Source organism: Lichenihabitans psoromatis (assembly GCF_004323635.1).
In the GTDB taxonomy this organism is placed as follows: domain Bacteria; phylum Pseudomonadota; class Alphaproteobacteria; order Rhizobiales; family Beijerinckiaceae; genus Lichenihabitans; species Lichenihabitans psoromatis.
Map to the genome: position 1 here is coordinate 158,433 of NZ_CP036515.1, position 19,403 is coordinate 177,835.

At 62.9% G+C, this 19,403-nt stretch carries 18 protein-coding genes and 1 pseudogene; 12 read left to right on the top strand and 7 right to left on the bottom strand.

Translation table 11 applies throughout. From position 1 onward, the window contains the following. Positions 1-343: 343 nt before the first annotated feature. Positions 344-2,437 carry an EAL domain-containing protein gene (locus EY713_RS00795; protein WP_165490978.1) on the top strand — a complete coding sequence of 698 codons (2,094 nt, stop codon included), beginning with the start codon at positions 344-346 and terminating at the stop codon, positions 2,435-2,437. A gap of 39 nt (positions 2,438-2,476) precedes the next feature. On the opposite strand, the gene EY713_RS00800 is transcribed toward EY713_RS00795, so the two are convergent. Then, a complete protein-coding gene (locus EY713_RS00800) occupies positions 2,477-4,282 on the bottom strand; it encodes a M23 family metallopeptidase (protein ID WP_131113123.1) in 1,806 nt (601 codons plus the stop codon). 294 nt (positions 4,283-4,576) lie between these two features. Between EY713_RS00800 and queE the strand changes: the two genes are divergently transcribed. Both queE and queC read left to right on the top strand, forming a co-directional pair. Further along, entirely contained in the window at positions 4,577-5,209 is a 633-nt protein-coding gene (gene queE, locus EY713_RS00805; protein ID WP_131113124.1) for a 7-carboxy-7-deazaguanine synthase, read from the top strand. A 5-nt stretch (positions 5,210-5,214) separates the two neighbouring features. Beyond that, a complete protein-coding gene (gene queC, locus EY713_RS00810; protein ID WP_131113125.1) occupies positions 5,215-5,916 on the top strand; it encodes a 7-cyano-7-deazaguanine synthase QueC in 702 nt (233 codons plus the stop codon). A 21-nt stretch (positions 5,917-5,937) separates the two neighbouring features. On the opposite strand, the gene EY713_RS00815 is transcribed toward queC, so the two are convergent. Continuing rightward, positions 5,938-6,309, bottom strand: coding sequence for a hypothetical protein (locus tag EY713_RS00815; RefSeq protein ID WP_131113126.1), 372 nt, complete (start codon positions 6,307-6,309; stop codon positions 5,938-5,940). Between the two features lie 315 nt (positions 6,310-6,624). Between EY713_RS00815 and EY713_RS00820 the strand changes: the two are divergent. Next, positions 6,625-6,875 (top strand): annotated as a pseudogene (locus tag EY713_RS00820) (type II toxin-antitoxin system Phd/YefM family antitoxin). Beyond that, positions 6,872-7,255, top strand: a complete 384-nt coding sequence (locus EY713_RS00825) for a type II toxin-antitoxin system VapC family toxin (RefSeq protein WP_131113127.1) — start codon at positions 6,872-6,874, stop codon at positions 7,253-7,255. The pseudogene EY713_RS00820 and the gene EY713_RS00825 overlap by 4 nt, the downstream one beginning before the upstream one ends. Before the next feature lie 84 nt (positions 7,256-7,339). Here the strand turns inward: EY713_RS00825 and uvrB are convergent, their stop codons facing one another. Both uvrB and EY713_RS00835 read right to left on the bottom strand, forming a co-directional pair. Further along, complete coding sequence (gene uvrB / locus EY713_RS00830) at positions 7,340-10,018, bottom strand: excinuclease ABC subunit UvrB (protein WP_131113128.1); 2,679 nt, start codon at positions 10,016-10,018, stop codon at positions 7,340-7,342. A 69-nt stretch (positions 10,019-10,087) separates the two neighbouring features. Next, positions 10,088-10,426 (bottom strand): hypothetical protein, encoded by a 339-nt coding sequence (locus tag EY713_RS00835; protein WP_131113129.1) that lies wholly within the window; start codon positions 10,424-10,426, stop codon positions 10,088-10,090. On the opposite strand from EY713_RS00835, the gene EY713_RS00840 reads away from it, so the two are divergent. Beyond that, the gene (locus tag EY713_RS00840) at positions 10,425-11,912 is read left to right on the top strand and encodes a DUF1800 domain-containing protein (protein ID WP_131113130.1); all 1,488 of its coding nucleotides are present in this window, start codon (positions 10,425-10,427) and stop codon (positions 11,910-11,912) included. The genes EY713_RS00835 and EY713_RS00840 overlap by 2 nt on opposite strands. Positions 11,913-11,917: 5 nt before the next feature. Further along, positions 11,918-13,147 (top strand): DUF1501 domain-containing protein, encoded by a 1,230-nt coding sequence (locus EY713_RS00845; RefSeq protein WP_131113131.1) that lies wholly within the window; start codon positions 11,918-11,920, stop codon positions 13,145-13,147. Between the two features lie 6 nt (positions 13,148-13,153). On the opposite strand, the gene EY713_RS00850 is transcribed toward EY713_RS00845, so the two are convergent. Then, entirely contained in the window at positions 13,154-13,417 is a 264-nt protein-coding gene (locus EY713_RS00850) for a hypothetical protein (protein ID WP_131113132.1), read from the bottom strand. Positions 13,418-13,700: 283 nt separating this feature from the next. On the opposite strand from EY713_RS00850, the gene irrA reads away from it, so the two are divergent. Next, on the top strand, positions 13,701-14,156 hold the full coding sequence (irrA, locus tag EY713_RS00855) for an iron response transcriptional regulator IrrA (RefSeq protein ID WP_281015377.1): 456 nt from the start codon (positions 13,701-13,703) through the stop codon (positions 14,154-14,156). Positions 14,157-14,229: 73 nt separating this feature from the next. Here the strand turns inward: irrA and EY713_RS00860 are convergent, their stop codons facing one another. Beyond that, positions 14,230-14,871 (bottom strand): SH3 domain-containing protein, encoded by a 642-nt coding sequence (locus tag EY713_RS00860; RefSeq protein ID WP_245572842.1) that lies wholly within the window; start codon positions 14,869-14,871, stop codon positions 14,230-14,232. Positions 14,872-15,026: 155 nt separating this feature from the next. Here EY713_RS00860 and EY713_RS00865 point away from each other — a divergent pair, with 155 nt between their 5' ends. From EY713_RS00865 to EY713_RS00875, 3 genes are all read left to right on the top strand, one after another. After that, positions 15,027-16,022, top strand: a complete 996-nt coding sequence (locus EY713_RS00865; protein WP_131113134.1) for a 2-hydroxyacid dehydrogenase — start codon at positions 15,027-15,029, stop codon at positions 16,020-16,022. A gap of 192 nt (positions 16,023-16,214) precedes the next feature. Next, positions 16,215-16,472: a BQ00720 family protein gene (locus tag EY713_RS00870; protein WP_131113135.1), complete on the top strand. Its 258-nt coding sequence runs from the start codon at positions 16,215-16,217 to the stop codon at positions 16,470-16,472. A 74-nt stretch (positions 16,473-16,546) separates the two neighbouring features. Further along, complete coding sequence (locus tag EY713_RS00875) at positions 16,547-17,659, top strand: RluA family pseudouridine synthase (protein ID WP_131113136.1); 1,113 nt, start codon at positions 16,547-16,549, stop codon at positions 17,657-17,659. Positions 17,660-17,700: 41 nt separating this feature from the next. Here the strand turns inward: EY713_RS00875 and EY713_RS00880 are convergent, their stop codons facing one another. Continuing rightward, the gene (locus EY713_RS00880) at positions 17,701-18,414 is read right to left on the bottom strand and encodes a DUF1013 domain-containing protein (RefSeq protein ID WP_131113137.1); all 714 of its coding nucleotides are present in this window, start codon (positions 18,412-18,414) and stop codon (positions 17,701-17,703) included. Positions 18,415-18,675: 261 nt separating this feature from the next. On the opposite strand from EY713_RS00880, the gene hpf reads away from it, so the two are divergent. Beyond that, positions 18,676-19,257 (top strand): ribosome hibernation-promoting factor, HPF/YfiA family, encoded by a 582-nt coding sequence (gene hpf / locus EY713_RS00885; protein ID WP_131113138.1) that lies wholly within the window; start codon positions 18,676-18,678, stop codon positions 19,255-19,257. Positions 19,258-19,403: the final 146 nt, after the last annotated feature.

Sequence of the window (19,403 nt, forward strand, 5' to 3'; positions counted from 1 at the left end):
CGCTGCGGCGGGTCTCGCTGGTCGACCCCAAACATAGCGTGAGCTTGTCAAGGATCGTCCTCTTCAACCTGAGCGCCGCATCTACGAGGACTGGACCCTGTTCAAACATTGCCCGCTCTTTCCGTTGATCGCCCAGGTCAAACGTCCCGCTGTCGCATTAGCTGCATGCGAGAAGCCAGCGGCATTAACCGTGCAATGGTTTAGGCCGATTGTGCCGAACTCTGATGGCATGCAACGCGTTCCCAGTGTAAGCTCACGCTTGATTTTAAGCTTTGACGATATTGATGCTTTTCAACCGCCTGGCATCGGTGAGGATGCGCGACTGATATCAGGACCTCGCCAAGTGACCAATTGCGCCGAGACGACGATCGATATCGAGCGTGGTGTCGCGCTCCTCCGAACCTGCTTCGATCAAACCCGACAAGGCTTTCTGCTTCTCGACCAAAACAGAAACATTCTTGCTTTTAACGAGCATTTTCAAACGCTCGTCGGATATCCGCAAGACGTTCTCCACGTCGGAACAGCAAGTCTTGCGCTGATCGACTCGGCATTCGAGCTCGGATATTACCCAGGCCTGACGATCGACGAGGCGCGGTCGGGATGGGAGACCCGCTTCATCTCGCCTTTCGCGACCGAGCATCAACGAACCACCGCAAGTGGTAAAACGCTGTCCTTGTCCTGTATTCCGACCGAACAGAATGGTTGGTATATTATAACCTGTCGGGACATTTCGGAAGAACTCAACACACAGCGTGCTCTCGTGGCGCAAAACGATCGTTTCGACGCAGCGCTTAGCAATTCGCCACATGGGCTATGCATGTTCGACGAGCATAATCGGCTTATCCTCTGCAATCCGGCCTATCGGAAGCTTTACAATCTTCCCGAGGACCTTCTTCGTCCCGGTACGGCGCTGCAAGACATTCTCGCGTATCGCGCCACGATCAATAGCGGGCCTCGCAGCCTGCAGACCTATTTCGATGTCACGATGGCGGCGCAAACGCGCGGCGAGGCCGCCAGCACCCGCGTCGAACTGCAGGATGGTCGCACTATCCGCATCACGCATAACCCCATGCCGCACGGCGGCTACGTCGCCTCGCATGAGGACGTAACAGCTGCGATGGGCTCGGAGGCTCGCATTCGCTATCTGGCGAACCACGACAGCCTGACCGGCTTACCGAACCGGATCGCTTTGCGAGAGCGTCTCGAGGACGCCATGGGAGACGTGCGGCGCGGCGAGAAACTTGCGGTTCTATACCTCGATCTCGATGCGTTCAAAACCGTGAACGACACCCTGGGTCATCCGGTCGGCGATCGGGTCTTGATCGAGGTGACGACACGCTTGAAGCGCTGTTTGCGGGACGTCGACTTCGTCAGCCGCATCGGTGGCGACGAGTTCATCGTGCTTCAATTCGGATCGAGCACGGCCGAGCAGGCGACCGTGTTGGCGCTTCGCCTGATCGACGCGGTCTCCAACCCCTATGATATCGACGGACATCAAATCGTGATCGGCGTGTGTATCGGCGTTGCGTTCTGTCCGGCGCACGGTTTGACAAGCGAAGCCGTCATCAAAAACGCCGATCTCGCGCTGTATCGAGCGAAATCGGGCGGTCGCAATACGTTCCGGCTGTTCGAACATGCGATGGACATCCCGGTCCAATTGCGCCGCCAATTCGAAATCGATCTCAGAGCCGGCATCGCGAATGAAGCGTTCGAGCTTTACTATCAACCGTTGATCGAGATCGAGACCGGCGTCATCAAGAGCTTCGAAGCGTTAATTCGATGGAAGCATCCCGAACGCGGTTTGCTCTCCCCGATCGATTTCATCCCCCTGGCGGAAGAATCCGGCCTGATCGTTCCGCTCGGCGAATGGATTATTCGACGAGCCTGTCTCGATGCCGCCGCCTGGCCTGCGGAGATCGGTGTGGCGGTCAATCTATCGCCGGTTCAGTTCAAAGCCGGAAATCTGTTGCGGGTCGTCCGGGCGGCGCTCGCGGATTCGGGCCTTCCACCAACGCGTCTTGAGGTCGAAATCACAGAATCGGTGCTGCTGGTCGATAACGAGGTCACGGCCGCCTTGCTGCATGAATTTCACAATGTCGGGATCCGCATCGCGCTGGATGATTTCGGCACCGGCTATTCGTCCCTGAGTTACTTGCGGTCGTTCCCGTTCGACAAGATCAAGATCGACAAATCCTTCATCCGCGAACTCGGCGAGCGGCAAGACTGTGCCGCCATCGTCAAGGCGATCGCCGATCTCGGTTTGGCGCTCGGAATGGTGATCACGGCCGAGGGCGTCGAAACCGCCGAACAATTGAGCCTCGTTCGCCGGCAGGGTTGCGGCGAGGCTCAGGGCTACCTCTTCAATCGCCCCCGCCCTATAGCCGATATGCCTGCCATGCTCCGCATGGACGGCAGTTGGCGCGACGGCGTATCGTAATGTCCTGGTTTCGTGCCGCTGGTTGAATGCACGAGGCGATCAACTCTTCTTGCTGGCCGTCCCAACCGTCGAGGCCTTGATCAGCACATCGATCCGGTCGCGCCGTCGCGCGAAGGTCGCCAGAGCCTCGCCTTCGAGAATGCGGCCGGCCGAGAGCTTGATGCGAAGCGGATCGACATTGTGGTCGTTGATCTTTACTTCGTAATAAAGATGCGGTCCGGTCGAGAGGCCGGTCGAGCCGATATAGGCGATCGTTTCTCCCTGCCGCACCCGCGTGCCGACCCGGATGCCGCGCGGATATCCAGAAACATGCGAGTAGGTGGTCTCGTAGCCGAGATCGTGCCGCACGCGAATATATTTTCCGTAGCCGCCCTCGTAATCGATCTTCTCGACGACCCCTGCCCCGGCAGCAACGACGGGTGACCCATAAGGGGCCGCATAATCGACGCCCTGGTGAAACCGGCGGTCCCCCAGGATCGGATGCGTGCGCCAGCCGAAGCCGTCGCCGAGCCGTCCGTTGGCGACCGGCTTTCGCAGCAGAAATTTGGTCACGGAATGGCCATCGCGGTCGTAATAATCGACACTGCCATCGTCGGATGTCTCGAACCGATAGAAGCGATGCGTCTCGCCATCGATCGTCAGGCCGGTGAAATCCAGCACTGGATCGGTGTCCGGATCGGGCTTGTCGACGCTGTAGAGAAATTCGGCCGTATCGTCCGACGAGACCGGAACTCCCAGATCCGTATAGGCGCTCGATAGCCGCACCAGCTCATCGACCAAAGGCTGATCGGCGATATTGTGGCGCGATAACGCATAGAGACTGTCGCGCACGGATCCTTGGTCGGCGCCATCGTCGTCAGCGGCTTGAGGGTCCGTCTTGAACGCCACGGAGCGGATGCCGGGCGCAGCTTGGATCGGCACGGCGACACGCTCGTAATGGCCCGCATCCGACAGGGCCGCCTCGCCCACAGAGCCATCCGTGCGCTCGATCCGGATCGTCACGGGCCGCGCGGAGCTCGGCTGCGCGGTCGCCGCATTCTGGCGGATCACGATCGTTTCGCCGCCAACCAACACCATGCGGCTGAGGCCAGGCGGAGCGACGGCGGTCGCGATATCGGCCGCGTCGGTCTGCGACAAGCCGAGCAGCAAGAGCATCGGTTCGATCCGGTCGCCGCGTTGCGCCAAGATCACGCGATCGGGGTCGTCCGGCAGGTGGCGGGTCCCCACGATCGTGGTCACGTTCAGCGGCGTGCCGCGCGGACCCGTGTCGAGATCGAACCGCGCCTTGGCCGCATAGGCCGAGACGCCGACCGGTGTCGTGCGCGCCAGCCCCCCCATCAGAATTTCGGGCGGCAGGCTCGGAGCCGACGGCTCGGGGAGCGCCGCCATCGGGGTTGCGGGCTTGGGGCCCGGCGCTCCAACTTCGGTTGGGGCGTTCTTGCCGAGATGCGCCACGAGATAGGTGAACGGCACCACGGCCGAGCCCGAGGACCGGACCTGCTCGACGTGGACCTGCACGTTCCGCGAGGTCGGGGCGGGCGCGGCGGCGGTCGAGAGGCGGTTGCCACGGCCGAGCCCCTCGCCGGGCGCCAACTGGGCATCGGCCGAAACCGCGATCGTCGGCGCATAGGCTTTGGCCGTGCCACGCAGCGCGGCATGGAGAACCCCGAGCAGCAGGGAGGCGGATGCGATGGCGATGAGGCTCGTCGCCACCAACCAACGGATATTGACCGAGCGTCGATCGTGACGCGGATCCCAGCGCTCGCGCGCGGAAATCGGCGGCGTTCGATCGACAGGCGCCAGAAAGCGCGGAGACGACGCATGGGACGAGACGACGGCGCTCAAGAGATCGCGATGCTCCGCGATGCACGATCCCGTGTTCGGCTGACCGATACGGGCTGATGCCCCGGCAAGATGATGCAATCCGACATGTCGGCTCTTGGGTGATCCGTCGATCCGTCTACGCTGTGTGGCCCAAGCTTGACCTCAGCGCGGCAGGAAGCGGACGATATTGGGGCGCGTGGGCCGACGCAATCCCGCGCGCCCGCTGCAGGGCTGCCTTGCCGTGACAGCGCCGTCACCCTGGGATAGGACAGCGCCTCGCTTCGCCCCGGCGCGGCTTGTCGCAGCTTGATGACCATGACCTATTCGGTAAAAGAGATTTTCTACACGCTTCAAGGCGAAGGCCAGAACGCCGGCCGCGCTGCGGTTTTCTGTCGCTTTGCCGGCTGTAATCTGTGGACGGGCCGCGAGGCCGACCGCGCCACGGCGGTTTGCACGTTCTGCGATACCGATTTCGTGGGCACCGACGGAACGGGCGGTGGCAAGTTTCCCGACGCCTCGAGCCTCGCGGACGCCATCGCCACGGCTTGGGGTGCGGGGCGGGAGCGCCGGCTCGTCGTGCTGACCGGCGGCGAGCCTTTGCTGCAGGTTGACGAGCCGTTGATCGCCGCCCTCCACGCGGCTGACTTCGAGATCGCTGTGGAAACCAACGGCACCCTTGCGGCCCCGGACGGGATCGACTGGATCTGCGTCAGCCCCAAAGCCGATGCGCCCGTGCGGCTCGCTCAGGGAGACGAGCTGAAGCTCGTCTACCCGCAAATCGGGCAGGAGCCGGAGCGTTTCGCCGCGCTCGACTTTCGGCACTTCCTGCTGCAACCGATGGATGGCCCGAACCAAGCCGCCAATACGGCCAGCGCGGTCGATTATTGCATGGCCCATCCGCAATGGCGGTTAAGCTTGCAGACCCATAAGTTCCTCGGCATCCGGTAGATCGCATGGCTGAACACGCTCTCGTTCTCTTCTCCGGCGGGCAGGATTCGACCACCTGCTTGGCCTGGGCGCTGGACCGTTTCGATCATGTCGAGACGATCGGCTTCGATTATGGCCAGCGTCACCGCATCGAACTCGACGTGCGAGCGCCCGTGCTCGACGCGCTGCGGCTGCGCTTCCCGGTCTGGGGCGAGAAACTCGGCCAGGATCACATGATCGATCTCGCGGTGCTCGGGCAGGTCAGCGACACCGCTTTGACGCGCGACGTCGACATGGCGATGCAGACAAACGGCCTGCCCAACACCTTCGTGCCCGGCCGCAACCTCATGTTTCTGACCTTCGCTGCGGCGGTGGCCTACCGGCGCGGCGCCAAGCACCTCGTGACCGGCGTCTGCGAGACAGATTATTCCGGTTATCCCGACTGCCGCGACGACACGATGAAAGCCATGCAACTTGCGCTCAACCTAGGCATGGAGAGCCGGTTCGTCGTCCACACACCGCTGATGTGGATCGACAAGGCCGCCACCTGGGCGACGGCGCGGGATCTCGGCGGCGAGCCGTTGGTCGATCTCGTCCGCACCGAAAGCCACACCTGTTACGCGGGCGATCGCACCCATTGGCACGATTGGGGCTTCGGCTGCGGCCATTGTCCCGCCTGCGACCTGCGCGCCAAGGGATGGGACAAGTTTCGGATCGAGGCGGTTTAAGCCGCCTCGATCAAGGGTGGCTCAATTCTTCGGCGTTGCCGGCGGCGTCACGTTCGGCGTTGCCTGTGCGGCCGTGGTCGCAGGGGCCGGGATCTCGGTGATTGATGTCATGGAGTCCGGTCCGATCATCATCTCGACAGGGTCGCCCTTCTTATTGACGGCCTGCACCACGAAAGAGGATGGCATGACTTTGACGTTGGTATACCCACTCTTGGTCAATTGATCCTGGATCTGCTGTCTCATGCTCATCTGCGGCATGGCGGCCTGATCATCGGCCTTCATGGCCTGGGAATTGGCCTTCACCGGCCCGGCATCCACACCGGCCGCCTGCGCCGATAGACCACCGGCCAGCAACAGCAACGCCGCACCCGCGCTCATCATAATCTTGTTCATGTCTGTCTCCCGTTCGTTTGTCCCCTCGGATTGTAAACGGCGAGCGCGGACGACAGTTCTGCGTTCAAACATTAAAGGTTGGAGAGATTCAGACATGACGTTGCTGAGGTTGAGCTTGCATTAGCGTAGCTATAGTCACCTCGATCAAAGGCTCGCCGGAGATGACTTATGTCTGTCTTGTGTCGTCAACAGCCGATCTGATCCAATAACGAGCGCGACGCGTCGTGAATGATCAGTGGTGGCCCTATCAGATTGACATCACCAGTTGGAGAAACCTGTCTTGATTCAGACTAATGGATGGTCCATTTTCGTTGAATGACAGTGCCGATCTCCGAGGCAAAGGCTCAGTTGACCGAACTCGTCCGGCGTGCCGAAGCCGGTGACGACATTGTCCTGACCCGACATGGCCACTCTGCTGTTCGCCTGGTTCCAATTCGGACCGTTCCAGACAGGATGTCGCGACGCGCCTTGCTGGACGACGTGACGGCAGCAGGCGCCGCCAAAGCATCGTCCGGCGTCGGGGCAGCGCGAATGACCTCTATGGCCCGGACGGCCTACCAGGTTGATTGCAGTCGACACCTCCGCCCTGATGGCTATCGTGCTCGATGAACCGCAAGCGGACGCCTGCATATCGGCACTCGATCGCGATTTGGATTGTGTTATTTCGGCCGGGACGGTCTCAGAAGCCTTGATCGTGGCGGGCCGTCATAACGTCAAAGCCGAAGTCGCCCGCCTGATCGACGGGCTCGGAATGGAAGGTGTGGCCGTGACGCACGAGACCGCTCGTCGGGTTGCGGACGCCTATGCCGTGTGGGACACAGGCATCCACCCAGCCGGGCTGAACTTCGGCGATTGTTTTGCTTATGTGATGGCGAAAGAGCGAAATTGCCCTCTGCTCTTCGTCGGGGACGACTTCACGAAGACGGATGTGGAAAGAGCCGCTTAGAAGGATCGAGACCTTTTTCGGCGAGAAGCCTCGTGGCGGACGGACCGTCCCGATCAAGCCGCTCGTCCTAGGGCGCGACTAACCTCACCGCCGCCCCCGGCCCTTCTTCCACTGCGTCACGCCGGGATCGGGCTTCTCACGGCGGACACCCTCGCCGGAGAGCGGACGCGACTCGGTGTTTGGCCCCATCTCGTCGAGATTCGGCTTGCGGGCGCGGGTAAGCGGCGCGGCCTCGCCACCGCCCATATTATGCGGGCCCATTTCGCTGCTGCTGGGCTTGTGGGGCCGCGTCTCGGAGCGCGCATCGCCCGCTTTCGGACCGGACGGCATATTGCCGGCGCGGCCGTATTTCCGCTCGCCCGCATAGGAACCGGCCTTGTCTTCCACGGCTTGCTGGCGCGCCATCGGGTCGCTGCCGATGGTGAGTTCGGCCACCTGCATGCGCTTGAGTTCGTCACGCAGCCGCGCCGCTTCCTCAAATTCGAGGTTAGCGGCTGCCGCGCGCATCCGCTTTTCGAGATCCGCCACCGTGGCCTTGAAGTTGTGACCGATCGCCGGGGTCGCGAGCCCGGTATCGACTGTCACATGGTCGGCCTCGTAGACCGAACCGAGGATGTCCTGAATGCCGCGCTTGATGGTGGCGGGCGTGATGCCGTGCTCGGTATTATATTCGACCTGCTTGGCGCGGCGGCGCGTCGTCTCCGCCATCGCGCGCTCCATCGAGCCCGTGACCTTGTCGGCATAGAGCACGACACGGCCATCGACGTTGCGGGCCGCGCGGCCGATGGTTTGCACGAGGCTGGTCTCCGATCGGAGAAACCCTTCCTTGTCGGCATCCAGCACCGCCACGAGCGCGCATTCGGGGATATCCAGACCTTCGCGCAGCAAGTTGATGCCGACCAACGCGTCGAACACGCCAAGCCGCAGGTCGCGAATAATCTCGATCCGCTCGATCGTGTCGATATCGCTGTGCATGTAGCGCACGCGCACGCCATGCTCGTGCAGATATTCGGTCAGGTCCTCGGCCATCCGCTTGGTCAGCACTGTGATGAGGCTGCGATAACCGGCCTGGCTGACGGTCCGGACCTCGCCGAGCAGATCGTCGACCTGCGCGCGGGCGGGCCGCACCTCGACAGGCGGATCGATCAGCCCGGTGGGGCGGATCACCTGTTCGACGAAGACGCCACTGGTCTGGTTCATCTCCCAGGTGCCGGGGGTCGCCGAAACATGCACGGTCTGCGGGCGCATCGCCTCCCATTCCTCGAAGCGGAGCGGCCGGTTGTCGAGGCAGGACGGCAGGCGGAAGCCATATTCGGCGAGGGTCGCCTTGCGACGAAAGTCGCCTTTATACATCGCGCCGATCTGGGGCACCGTGACGTGACTCTCGTCGGTGAACACCAGCGCATTGTCGGGCAGATATTCGAAGAGGGTCGGCGGCGGCTCGCCCGGCAGCCGGCCGGTGAGATAGCGCGAGTAGTTCTCGATGCCCTGGCAGGAACCGGTCGCCTCGAGCATTTCGATATCGAAAGTGGTGCGCTGTTCGAGCCGTTGCGCCTCGAGCAGGCGGCCGGTCGCATGCAATTCGTCGAGCCGCATCTTCAGCTCGGATTTGATGGCCTTGATGCTTTGCAGCAGCGTCGGGCGCGGCGTCACGTAATGCGAATTGGCATAGACCTTCACGGCCGACAGATCGTTGGTCTTTTTGCCGGTCAGCGGATCGAATTCGACAATGCTTTCGATTTCGTCGCCGAAGAAGTCGATGCGCCAGCCCCGGTCTTCGTTATGGGCCGGGAACAGTTCCAGCGTATCGCCGCGCACCCGGAATGTACCGCGCGTGAAATCGATGTGGGTGCGCTTGTATTGCAGCGCCACGAAATCCGCGATCACCTGCCGCTGGTCGACCTTGTCGCCAACCTTCAGGCTGAACGTCATGGCCGTATAGGTCTCGACCGAGCCGATGCCGTAAATGCACGATACCGACGCGACGATGATGCAATCGTCGCGCTCGAGCAAGGCACGCGTCGCCGAGTGGCGCATGCGGTCGATCTGCTCGTTGATGGTGCTTTCCTTCTCGATATACGTGTCCGACCGCGGCACATAGGCCTCGGGCTGGTAGTAATCGTAGTAGGAGACGAAATACTCGACCGCGTTGTCGGGAAAGAAACTCTTGAACTCACCGTAGAGCTGCGCCGCCAGCGTCTTGTTCGGCGCGAGAATCAAGGCCGGCCGATTGGTGCGGGCGATCACCTGCGCCATCGTGAACGTCTTGCCCGAACCGGTGACGCCGAGCAGGACCTGATCGCGCTCGGAGGCCTGGATGCCCTCGACGAGTTCGCGGATCGCGGTCGGCTGATCGCCTTTCGGCTCATATTCGGATTGAAGCTTGAACTGGATGCCGCCTTCGGATTTCTCCGGCCGCGCGGGACGATGCGGCACCCATGGTCGGTTGGCGAGGCGCGGGTCGCCGCTCTCCAGCAGTTGCTTCAGCACGTCGGCGGTGGCGGCCGAGCCGCTGATGCCGCGCGGATGCTGCGGCTCGTCGGCGAGCGCCACCGCGCCACCGGCCGGCTCAAAGCGCGCCTGCGGCGCTTCGGCGAAACCGGAGCCGCGCTTCTCGTTCAAGGCCGGATTGAGCAACGCCGCGAGATGTTCGTCGAGCGGCTTCACGTCCGGACGCGACGCCTTGGGGCGCGTCGGGCGGGAGCTAGCGGGAGACTTGGTCGGCGCTGAGGTCGTCGGGGCGGGCTTGGGCGGCTTGGGCATGCGCTCAATATGGAATGTCCCGCCGCTTCCGGAAAGGCCGCGCGCGTCAGCTTTGGCGAGTCGATCGCATTAAACGCCGGGCAGCAACACGCCGAGCGTCAGAACCGCATAACCGGCTACGACCAGCCAAAACCGATGCTGGTTCACGAAACCGAGGCTGGCGGGCAGATGCGTGTAGAGCGACACCACCGCCAGGAGGACGAGCAGCAGCGAAATCACGAAGGTGACGATCTTGGGGGCGCTGAGCCCACCACCGCCGCCTCGGCGCGCAAAAGCCATCGTGGTCTCCCGTTTCACATTGTCCTGCGGCTCGGGCGAATCATCCTGCCCCACCGTCGCCATCTTATATTCATGCTGCAGACAGGCTGATGTCGCTAGGGTCGTCTTGTCTGCAAGGGAGGGCGTCATGGTCGACACCGCACCGGGACCCGGCTTAATCCTCTTCAATCGCTTCGGCATGGGCGCACGCCCGGGCGATCTCGCTGGCCTGCGACTGGACCCGCGCGCGGCCCTTAAGGCTGAACTAGCCAAGGCGGATGTGGCCCTGGTGTCGGAAGCGGATGCCTCGGCCCTCGGCCTGATGAGCACGACGCCCAATATCCAGGCCGCCTATGCGGCGCAGGCGGAGCGCAGCTTGGATAAGAAGCAGGCCGAGGATGCGACGCGGCTCGGCACCGCTCCGCGTGCGGCCCTCTGGGGGATCGGCAGCGATGCTGTGGCGGAGGCTCGCCCAAACGCGATGGCGATGACGGCCGCCCGACCGCCTGCCAAACCGGGGCCCCGCATCGAGCAGACGATCTACAATGCCGAGGCGCTGGCCAGGATCGACATGGCGACGCGGGCCGAGATCGGCTTCGTGGAGCGCCTCGTTGCTTTCTGGTCGAACCACTTCTGCGTCTCGGTCCGCAAAGGCGACATCATCCGGGTCACCGCCGGCTCGTTTGAGCGGGAAGCCATTCGGCCCAACGTGCTCGGCAGCTTTCTCGACATGCTGATGGCGGTCGAACACCACCCGGCCATGCTGTATTTCCTCGACAACAACCAGTCGATCGGGCCGGATTCGATCGCCGGTCAACGGCAGAAGCGTGGTCTCAACGAAAATCTCGCCCGCGAAATCATGGAGTTGCACACGCTCGGCGTGGGCAGCGGTTACGCTCAGGCCGATGTCACGTCTCTGGCTCGCGTCTTGACGGGCTGGACCTATGCCGGGCGCGAGGGGCGGCAGGGCGAGCCGGGGTCGTTCGTGTTCAACGTGCGGGCGCATGAGCCGGGCGACCAAATGGTCATCGGCAAGGCCTATCTGCAAGGCGGGCTCGGCCAGGGCGAAGCGGCTCTGACCGACTTAGCCCGTCACCCGGCCACCGCTCACCATATCGCCACCAAATTGGCCCGTCATTTCATTGCCGACGATCCACCACCCGCCATCGTCGACCGCCTCGCCAAGGTGTTTCGGGATCGCGACGGGGATTTACGCGCGCTCGCCGTGGCATTGATCGACAGCCCCGAGGCGTGGAGCGTGCCGCTGACGAAGATCCGCAACCCCTATGATGTCGCGATGGCCTCGGCGCGGCTCAGCGGCGCCGTTCCGCAAGAAGCCGGTCCCTCGCTCAACATCATGCGGAATCTCGGCATGCCGTTATGGGAAGTCGCCGATCCGAACGGCTATCCCGATACGGAGGCGGCCTGGGGCTCCCCCGAAGAGATGAAGCTGCGGCTCGACCTGTCGGTGCAGATCGCCCACGGGGTGCGGTCGGCCAAGGCGCCGCTCGACATGTTGGACGATCTGGCCGGACAGGAGGCGTCGGCAGATACGCGGCTTGCCGTGTCGCGCGCCGAATCGCGGGAGCAGGCGATGGCGCTGCTGCTCATGTCACCTGAATTTCAGCGGAGGTGAGGTCAATGGTTCAGCTTTGCGAGACCCCCAATGCAGCGCGCCGCGCGCTTCTCCAAGCCGGCGGCGCCATGTTCGCCTGGGCCTACATGCCCCGCTTCGCTTTGGCGGCAGAAGGGCGCGACCCGCGCCTCGTCGTCATCATCCTGCGCGGCGCGCTCGATGGTCTCTCCGCCGTGGCGCCCGTGGCCGACCCTGATTACGCGGCACTGCATGGGCAACTCGCCCTGTCGCTCTCGGGAGATCACCCGGCGCTGCCGCTCGATGGCTTCTTCGCGCTCAACCCGGCCATGCCGATCTTCGCCGCGCTCTTCGCGCAGCGCCAAGCCGCGATCGTTCATGCGGTCGCAACACCCTATCGTGATCGATCCCATTTCGATGGGCAGGATGTGCTGGAAAGCGGTCAGGCCGGCCCTGGCCTCGTCGATTCGGGGTGGCTGAACCGCGCCATGGCGGTGTTGCCGAAAGGCGACCGCATTTCAAAGATCGACGGGCTGGCTGTCGGCGCGACGACGCCGCTCGTGATCCGCGGACCCGCTCCCATCGTCGGCTGGGCACCTCAAATTATCCCGGTCGCCAACGAGGATCTCGCGTCGCGCGTTCTGGCGCTTTATCAAGCCCGTGATCCGCGGCTCGCCGATAGCCTCGTGCATGGATTGTCGCTCGACCGGATCGCCGGCAATGCCATGACCGACAAAACGATGCGCGGCGGGATGGATACGCCACAAGGGATGCGCCAAGCGGCGATCGGAGCCGCGCGGCTGCTGGCCGCAGAGGATGGCCCGCGCGTCGCCGCGCTCGCGTTCGATGGATGGGACACCCATGTCAACGAGGGCGGCGCCACCGGACGTCTCGCTCAACTGCTCGGCGGTCTGGATGGCGCAATCGGCGCGTTCCGAGATGGGCTAGGCGAATCCTGGCGCGACACGGCCATCGTGGTCGCAACGGAATTTGGCCGCACCGTCCACATCAATGGCACGACCGGAACCGATCATGGGACCGGAACAGTCGCGTTTTTAGCCGGCGGAGCGATTAAGGGTGGCCGTGTTTTGGCTGATTGGCCGGGGCTTGCCGCGGCTCGTCTCTATCAAAGCCGCGACGTCATGCCGACAACCGACCTCCGCAGCGTCTTTAAAGGGCTGCTTCAGGATCACTTGGGTCTTCCCCAAACGATCCTCGATACCACGGTCTTGCCTGGATCGATCGGGGTTCGGCCAATCCAAGGCCTCGTGGTCTGAAACTGATCAGCTCCGGTCCGGCTCGCCAGACTTCATTGCGGCATTGAAGTTGTGGTGACCAACCGCAGCAGCGTCCGACATGCTGGCCCGCTGGCTCGACACATCAAACCCCGTGGTCGGGCGGATCGCGAGGGCCGATCCACCGATCGCAAGGGCCAGCACAGCAACGACACCGAGCGACACACGAAGCTGTCGGCGCGCCGACAGCGGGTCGATGCTGCGGGTGAAACCGGGATGAGAGCTGTGATCAAAGTTCTGAGAGAGCGACATGGGAGCCCGTGCGAGGTCAATGACTGTTCACGCGCAACAAACGGCCGGCGCAAACCTGATTAAACTGTCAACATAGAAATCCTAAACAAGTTCCGATTTCCGGGGTCGGACGCATAAATGTCTCGGTTAGCCCGTAAACAGCCCTAACGAATTCCCTCGGGTTGCGACTTCGGTCCGCAGCCCATATGATAACAATCAATCGTTTTTTCAGCTTTTTGGTCAGTCATCGATGTCAGTCAACAACACCAGCCGGACGCTCCTGAACAGGGTCGGAACGACGGTTATGTCCAGCGGCGCGACGCCCGCTCAGGTCATGCAGGGCTGCCCGGTCCATGATCTCCGCGTAAAATTGCGTGACGCCGGGCTTCGGCCGACGCGTCAGCGCGTTGCGCTCGGCTGGCTTCTATTCGCCAAGGGCGATCGACATATCACCGCCGAAAAGCTGTACGAGGAGGCGACGGGCGCGCGCGTGCAGATTTCGCTCGCGACCGTGTATAATACGCTGCATCAGTTCACCGAGGTCGGTCTGCTGCGCGAAATCGCGGTCGACGGGTCGAAAACCTATTTCGACACGAACATCTCGAACCACCATCACTTTTTGTTCGAAGAAACCAACGCACTGGTGGATATTCCGGATTCGCACATCGCGGTTGGTGCCCTCCCCGAATCTCCCGAAGGCATGGAAGTGTCGCGCGTCGACGTGATCATCCGCCTCACCAAGAAGATTGCGTCGGCCTAAGCTGCGGATGATCTGAGCTCGCTGCCCGTGCTGGCGGCGAGCGGACGCGGCTTGCTGAGCCGAGCCTTCGGCCTCAGTCGATGTGTTCGTCCGGGTAGACGCCCCAGAGGTTTGTCTGCTGCATGTAGCCGTCGAACCCTTCACCAAAAATTCGGCACCAATGGCCGTCGCATCGCTTGACGTTGCCAAGCACGCCGGGCTGCAGATTGGCAACGACCCGCGCATCCTCCGCCGGGTTTTGGCGCAGCGGGAGCACGATATCCTTCTTCCATGGCGCAATCAGCGCTGTCCGGCGTCCGGAGAGAAGCGAGTGCAGCACCCAGCCCTCTGACCCTTCCGAGTCGCGGATCTTACGCCAGGTGTCGAATTCGGCCGTGATTTCGACCGGAAGACCGGCCCGCTGAAATACCCAATTGGTGCGATGGTCCTTCGAGGGCCCCTCGCGCAGGTTCACGCGATCCGATTTCAGGCTGACATAGCGGGGAAGTGCCAGCCCGGTCGATGTGCCGAGCTGTTCGGCGCGCGCCGGCGTCTGTCCGGCCAGCAGGACCACAACAGCCAAGCCCTGCAGAAAAGCTCCGATCACCCGTTTCGCCCCCGCGGCTCCACGTCTCCGCACCGTCGTGGCTCCCTCGTTCCGTCGCATTCCGGTTCCGTTCCACTTGATCGATCCGGCGATCATCTCGCTGGACACGCGCCGGCGGCCGATCGACACGGTCCCCTTCTGGCAACCTGATTTGTTATGCTTAAGGCAGCGTAAACGGCGCTGCCGATTGCGCCATGTTCGAGGTTGCCCGGGCTTGAACCCAAGCGGCCAACAGGTCTAATGCGACGAGACGCCGGACGAGGCGACCCTATCCAAGGCATCTCATGGCGCGCCATCGGCCTCTCGTCATCGTGACCCGTAAACTGCCCGAGAGCGTCGAAAGGCGGATGGGCGACTTATTCGACCTCCGACTCAACCCGGACGACCGGCCGATGAGCCGGGAGGCACTAGCCGATGCCATGTCGCAGGCCGACGTGCTGGTTCCCACCATTACCGACCGGATCGATGCGGCGCTTCTCGCAGCGGCAGGCCCGCGCCTGCGGTTGATCGCCAATTTCGGCACCGGACGGGACAATATCGATGTCGTGGCGGCGCAGGCGCACGGTATTACGGTCAGCAACACCCCCGGTGTGCTGACCGACGACACCGCCGATATCGTGATGGCGCTGATCCTGTCGGTGGCGCGGCGCGTCGTGGAAGGGGCCGCCATCCTTCCGAACGAGACCTGGGACGGCTGGTCACCGACCTGGATGCTCGGTCAGCGGATCACCGGAAAAAGCCTCGGAGTTCTCGGCATGGGCCGGATCGGCCAGGCGGTCGCGCGGCGCGCCGCAGCCTTCGGCCTGTCGATCCATTACCATAATCGCACGCGGCTCCGAAGCGAGGTCGAGACCGCTCTCAAGGCGACCTACTGGCCCTCGCTCGACCAGATGTTGGCCCGCATGGACATCGTGTCGGTCAATTGCCCGCATACCCCGGCGACCTATCACCTTCTGTCGGCACGACGCTTGGCCCTGATGCGCCCAACGGCGGTGCTGATCAATGCGGCGCGGGGCGAGATCGTCGATGAGGCCGCGCTGATCCGCATGTTGCAGACCCGCAAGCTCGCCGGGGCGGGTCTCGATGTGTTCGAGCACGAGCCGGCCGTCCCGGCCAAGCTGATCCGGCTCGCGAAGGCCGGCAAGGTGACGTTATTGCCGCATATGGGCTCTGCCACGATGGAAGGCCGGATCGAGATGGGCGCGAAGGTGATCGTCAACATTCGCGCCTTTATGGACGGCCATCAGCCGCCCGACCGCGTGTTGCCGATCGACCTTTGACGCATGGCCGCATGCAGCGTCGGTCATCTTGACGAAGGCGGCAGACGCCACCAACTTTCCAGCAACGGTGCGGTGCTGGCGCCCTGATGACCCCTCGCGGGACGACAGGCCAACACCGACAAAGAGGTTGCGGCCGCGACGAAATCGTGTGGCGGCAGCCAGCGGGTCCTCCGGGACCGCAAAGGAGCAGTTATGGAAGAGTTCAAGACCATCAATCCGCTGACCCCCGACGAATTCGCCCATCTCGGCCAGGGTGCGATCGCCTATGTGAAGCCGATCAAGTCCGACGAAGTGCCGCTTTTGTTTCCGCAGGCGCCTTCCATCCAGCCCGGCCTCGATCTGTTCATGCTGCTCGGCGCCGACGGTATTCCGATCATGTTGACGGATTCAAAGGATGCGGCCTTCGCCAATGCGTGGGAAAACAAGCTGGAGACCGTCAGCGTCCATTGACGGACGACAGTGCAACACATCCGGTCTTCGGGCGCACCGGACTATTGGGCGCCCGAAATCGGTGAGTCGAGACGATGAATTCCAAGGCGAAACAGCGCGCGGCAGCGACCGGAAGCGGCAAGCGCGTCGACTATGTCGAGGTCGAGGAGGCGCCGGCTCTCACGCCGGTTTGGGTCCCCCGCCCCGACACAACGACGAGCCCGACCGGCCTGCATGTTTTCGACATCCAGCCGGATGACCGAACCAAGCGGCTCGATCGCTTTCTGGCCGAGCATTTCACGGGCGATGCGGGCTTGTCGCGGACGCGGCTCCAGTCGCTGATCGGCGACGGTGCAGTGCTGATCGACGGGAAGCCCGCGACCACATCGAGCCTGAAGCTCGAAACCGGCACTCAGGTTTCGGTCGATATTCCGCCGCCGATTGCGGCCGAGCCCGCAGCCGAAACCATCCCACTCACGATCGTGTTCGAGGACGAGCATCTGCTCGTGATCGACAAGCAATCCGGCCTTGTGGTTCACCCCGCCTCCGGTCACGAGACAGGGACACTCGTGAACGCGCTTATTGCCCATTGCGGTGACAGCCTCTCGGGCATCGGCGGCGTGCGGCGGCCGGGAATCGTGCATCGTCTCGATAAAGATACCACTGGGCTGATGGTGGTGGCGAAGACCGATCCGGCGCATCGCGGCTTGGCCGACCTGTTTGCCGATCACGGCCGGTCCGGATCTCTCGAACGCGCCTACACGGCCTTCGTCTGGGGTAAGCCGCAGATGCAGCATGGCACGATCGACATGCCGCTCGGCCGTCATGCTCATCACCGCGAGAAGATGGCGGTTGTGTCCGAAGAGCGCGGGCGTCACGCTGTGACGCATTGGCGCCTCGATCAAAGCTATGGCGATGTTGCCAGCACGATCCATTGCGAACTCGAAACCGGCCGAACGCATCAGATCCGGGTTCATCTCACCGAACTCGGTCATCCGCTCATTGGCGATCCGGTTTACGGCACCGGATTCAAGACGAAGGTGGCGCGTCTTCCCGAGGCAGCCCGCGCAGCGGTGACGGCGCTCGGTCGCCAGGCTCTTCACGCCGCCGTGCTCGGATTCGATCACCCGATCACAGGGGAAACTCATTCGTTCGAGAGCCCGCTGCCGCCTGACCTCATCGCGCTGCAGGCCGGGTTGGAGGATTGATGATGGCGCGCCGGATCGGGCGCGCCACCGAAGGCTGAGCGCTAGTCTTCGTCGCCGTCGTGATGAGCCGGCTGCTTCGAAAACACGGATGCGAGATCGACACGCTCGTCATCACGCTTTTCGGCTTTCGCCGACGCCCCGAACACCTCGGCCTGCGTCGAAGCGGGCTTCTGGGTCGTATATTCGGCCGACAGAAGGGTCTGTCCGCGATCGGCCTCCGTGGCCGGTCGATCCTTGGCGGCGCGATTGACCTCGAAATCAAGATCGATCTGCGAGCAGAGGCCCAGCGTCACCGGATCCATCGGCGCGAGACCGGCCGAGTTCCAATGGGTCCGTTCGCGGATGGCCTGAAGCGTCGTCTTGGTGGTGCCGACGAGACGCATGATCTGGGCATCTTTCAACTCGGGATGGTTCCGCACCAGCCATAGGATCGCGTTTGGCCGATCCTGCCGACGCGACAGCGGCGTGTAGCGCGCGCCGCGGGTCTTCTTGGCCGGCGGCAGACGCACCTTCGAGACGGCGAGCTGCAGGTGATGGCTCTTGGTGCCTTCGGCCAGAGCGATTTCCTCGCGGGTCAGCTGGCCCGACGTGATCGGGTCGTGACCCTTGATGCCGGTCGCGACCTCACCATCGGCGATGCCCTTCACTTCCAGTGGGTGCAGCTTACAAAAATCGGCGATCTGCTCGAAGGTCAGCGAGGTATTTTCCACCAGCCAGACCGCGGTGGCCTTCGGCATCAGAGGTGCATTGCTCATAGTCGGTATCCTTTTCAGCCTGCGAGGGCATGGTCCCGATATCCTTGAGCCGAGCGAACAGGCGCCCCGGCCAAGCCGAGGCACAGCCTCTAACGTGTATCCATGAATGGGAATAACCCAATATAGAATCGCTCCTACAGGAACGCAAACCCGTTTGTGATGCGCCGCGCAGCACCTAAAGAGCGGTCGATTGACTTCGATTGGCAAGGCTTTTACGCCTTGAGTGATCGATGTGACTTCAACGAACAGTCAGGGCGACTCATGTCTCTCCGCGTTTCGGGCAAGAACCTTCAGATCGGCGAAGCACTTCAGGAGCATGCGCGCTCGAAAGTGGCAGCCGTTTTCGATCGCTACGTTGAAAGTGCCATCAACGGACATGTGACGGTCGAGCCGGAAGGCTCAGGCTATCGGTGCGAGATGATCCTGCACCTCGATTCGGGCATGACGCTCCATGCCGAGGGCCGCGCGCAGGAGCCCTACGCGAGCTTCGACCAAGCCAATCATCGCATCGAGACACGTCTGCGACGGTATAAGCGTCGCCTTAAGGGACGTCATTCCGTCGTCGATGAGATGCCCCGCGAGCCGATGATTGCCGATTACATGATCGAAGCGCCGGACGCCGACGAGGAGGAGCCGCAGGGTTTCGTGCCCATCGTTGTGGCGGAAGGGCGGGCCCCCTTCAAAACATTGTCGGTCGCGGCGGCCGTGACCGAACTCGATCTGTTGGGCGCGCCTGTGCTGGTGTTTCGCCACTCTGGAAACGACAACGTCAATATCGTCTATCGCAGAGCCGATGGGCATATCGGTTGGATCGATCCGTCCAGCCTGTCGGTTGCGCCTTAAACCGGGGAGACCATCGCGGTCTAGGCCGATGGATCAGGGGAGACCTCGACCGCGTTGACGTGCTACAGCGACGCGCGACGTGGGCCGAAGCCTCATACGAGCCACATGTCGTGCCTGGCCCGTATGTCCGCTGTCGAGCCACAAAG

What these genes read in the sequence shown, in the direction of transcription:
- EY713_RS00875 (WP_131113136.1), top strand. Translation starts at nt 16,547, where the DNA reads ATGAATTCCAAGGCGAAACAGCGCGCGGCAGCGACCGGAAGCGGCAAG.
- EY713_RS00840 (WP_131113130.1), top strand. Translation starts at nt 10,425, where the DNA reads ATGGTCGACACCGCACCGGGACCCGGCTTAATCCTCTTCAATCGCTTC.
- queE (WP_131113124.1), top strand. Translation starts at nt 4,577, where the DNA reads ATGACCTATTCGGTAAAAGAGATTTTCTACACGCTTCAAGGCGAAGGC.
- hpf (WP_131113138.1), top strand. Translation starts at nt 18,676, where the DNA reads ATGTCTCTCCGCGTTTCGGGCAAGAACCTTCAGATCGGCGAAGCACTT.
- EY713_RS00865 (WP_131113134.1), top strand. Translation starts at nt 15,027, where the DNA reads ATGGCGCGCCATCGGCCTCTCGTCATCGTGACCCGTAAACTGCCCGAG.
- irrA (WP_281015377.1), top strand. Translation starts at nt 13,701, where the DNA reads ATGTCCAGCGGCGCGACGCCCGCTCAGGTCATGCAGGGCTGCCCGGTC.
- EY713_RS00845 (WP_131113131.1), top strand. Translation starts at nt 11,918, where the DNA reads ATGGTTCAGCTTTGCGAGACCCCCAATGCAGCGCGCCGCGCGCTTCTC.
- EY713_RS00880 (WP_131113137.1), bottom strand. Translation starts at nt 18,414, where the DNA reads ATGAGCAATGCACCTCTGATGCCGAAGGCCACCGCGGTCTGGCTGGTG.
- EY713_RS00835 (WP_131113129.1), bottom strand. Translation starts at nt 10,426, where the DNA reads ATGACGCCCTCCCTTGCAGACAAGACGACCCTAGCGACATCAGCCTGT.
- EY713_RS00850 (WP_131113132.1), bottom strand. Translation starts at nt 13,417, where the DNA reads ATGTCGCTCTCTCAGAACTTTGATCACAGCTCTCATCCCGGTTTCACC.
- EY713_RS00870 (WP_131113135.1), top strand. Translation starts at nt 16,215, where the DNA reads ATGGAAGAGTTCAAGACCATCAATCCGCTGACCCCCGACGAATTCGCC.
- queC (WP_131113125.1), top strand. Translation starts at nt 5,215, where the DNA reads ATGGCTGAACACGCTCTCGTTCTCTTCTCCGGCGGGCAGGATTCGACC.
- uvrB (WP_131113128.1), bottom strand. Translation starts at nt 10,018, where the DNA reads ATGCCCAAGCCGCCCAAGCCCGCCCCGACGACCTCAGCGCCGACCAAG.
- EY713_RS00815 (WP_131113126.1), bottom strand. Translation starts at nt 6,309, where the DNA reads ATGAACAAGATTATGATGAGCGCGGGTGCGGCGTTGCTGTTGCTGGCC.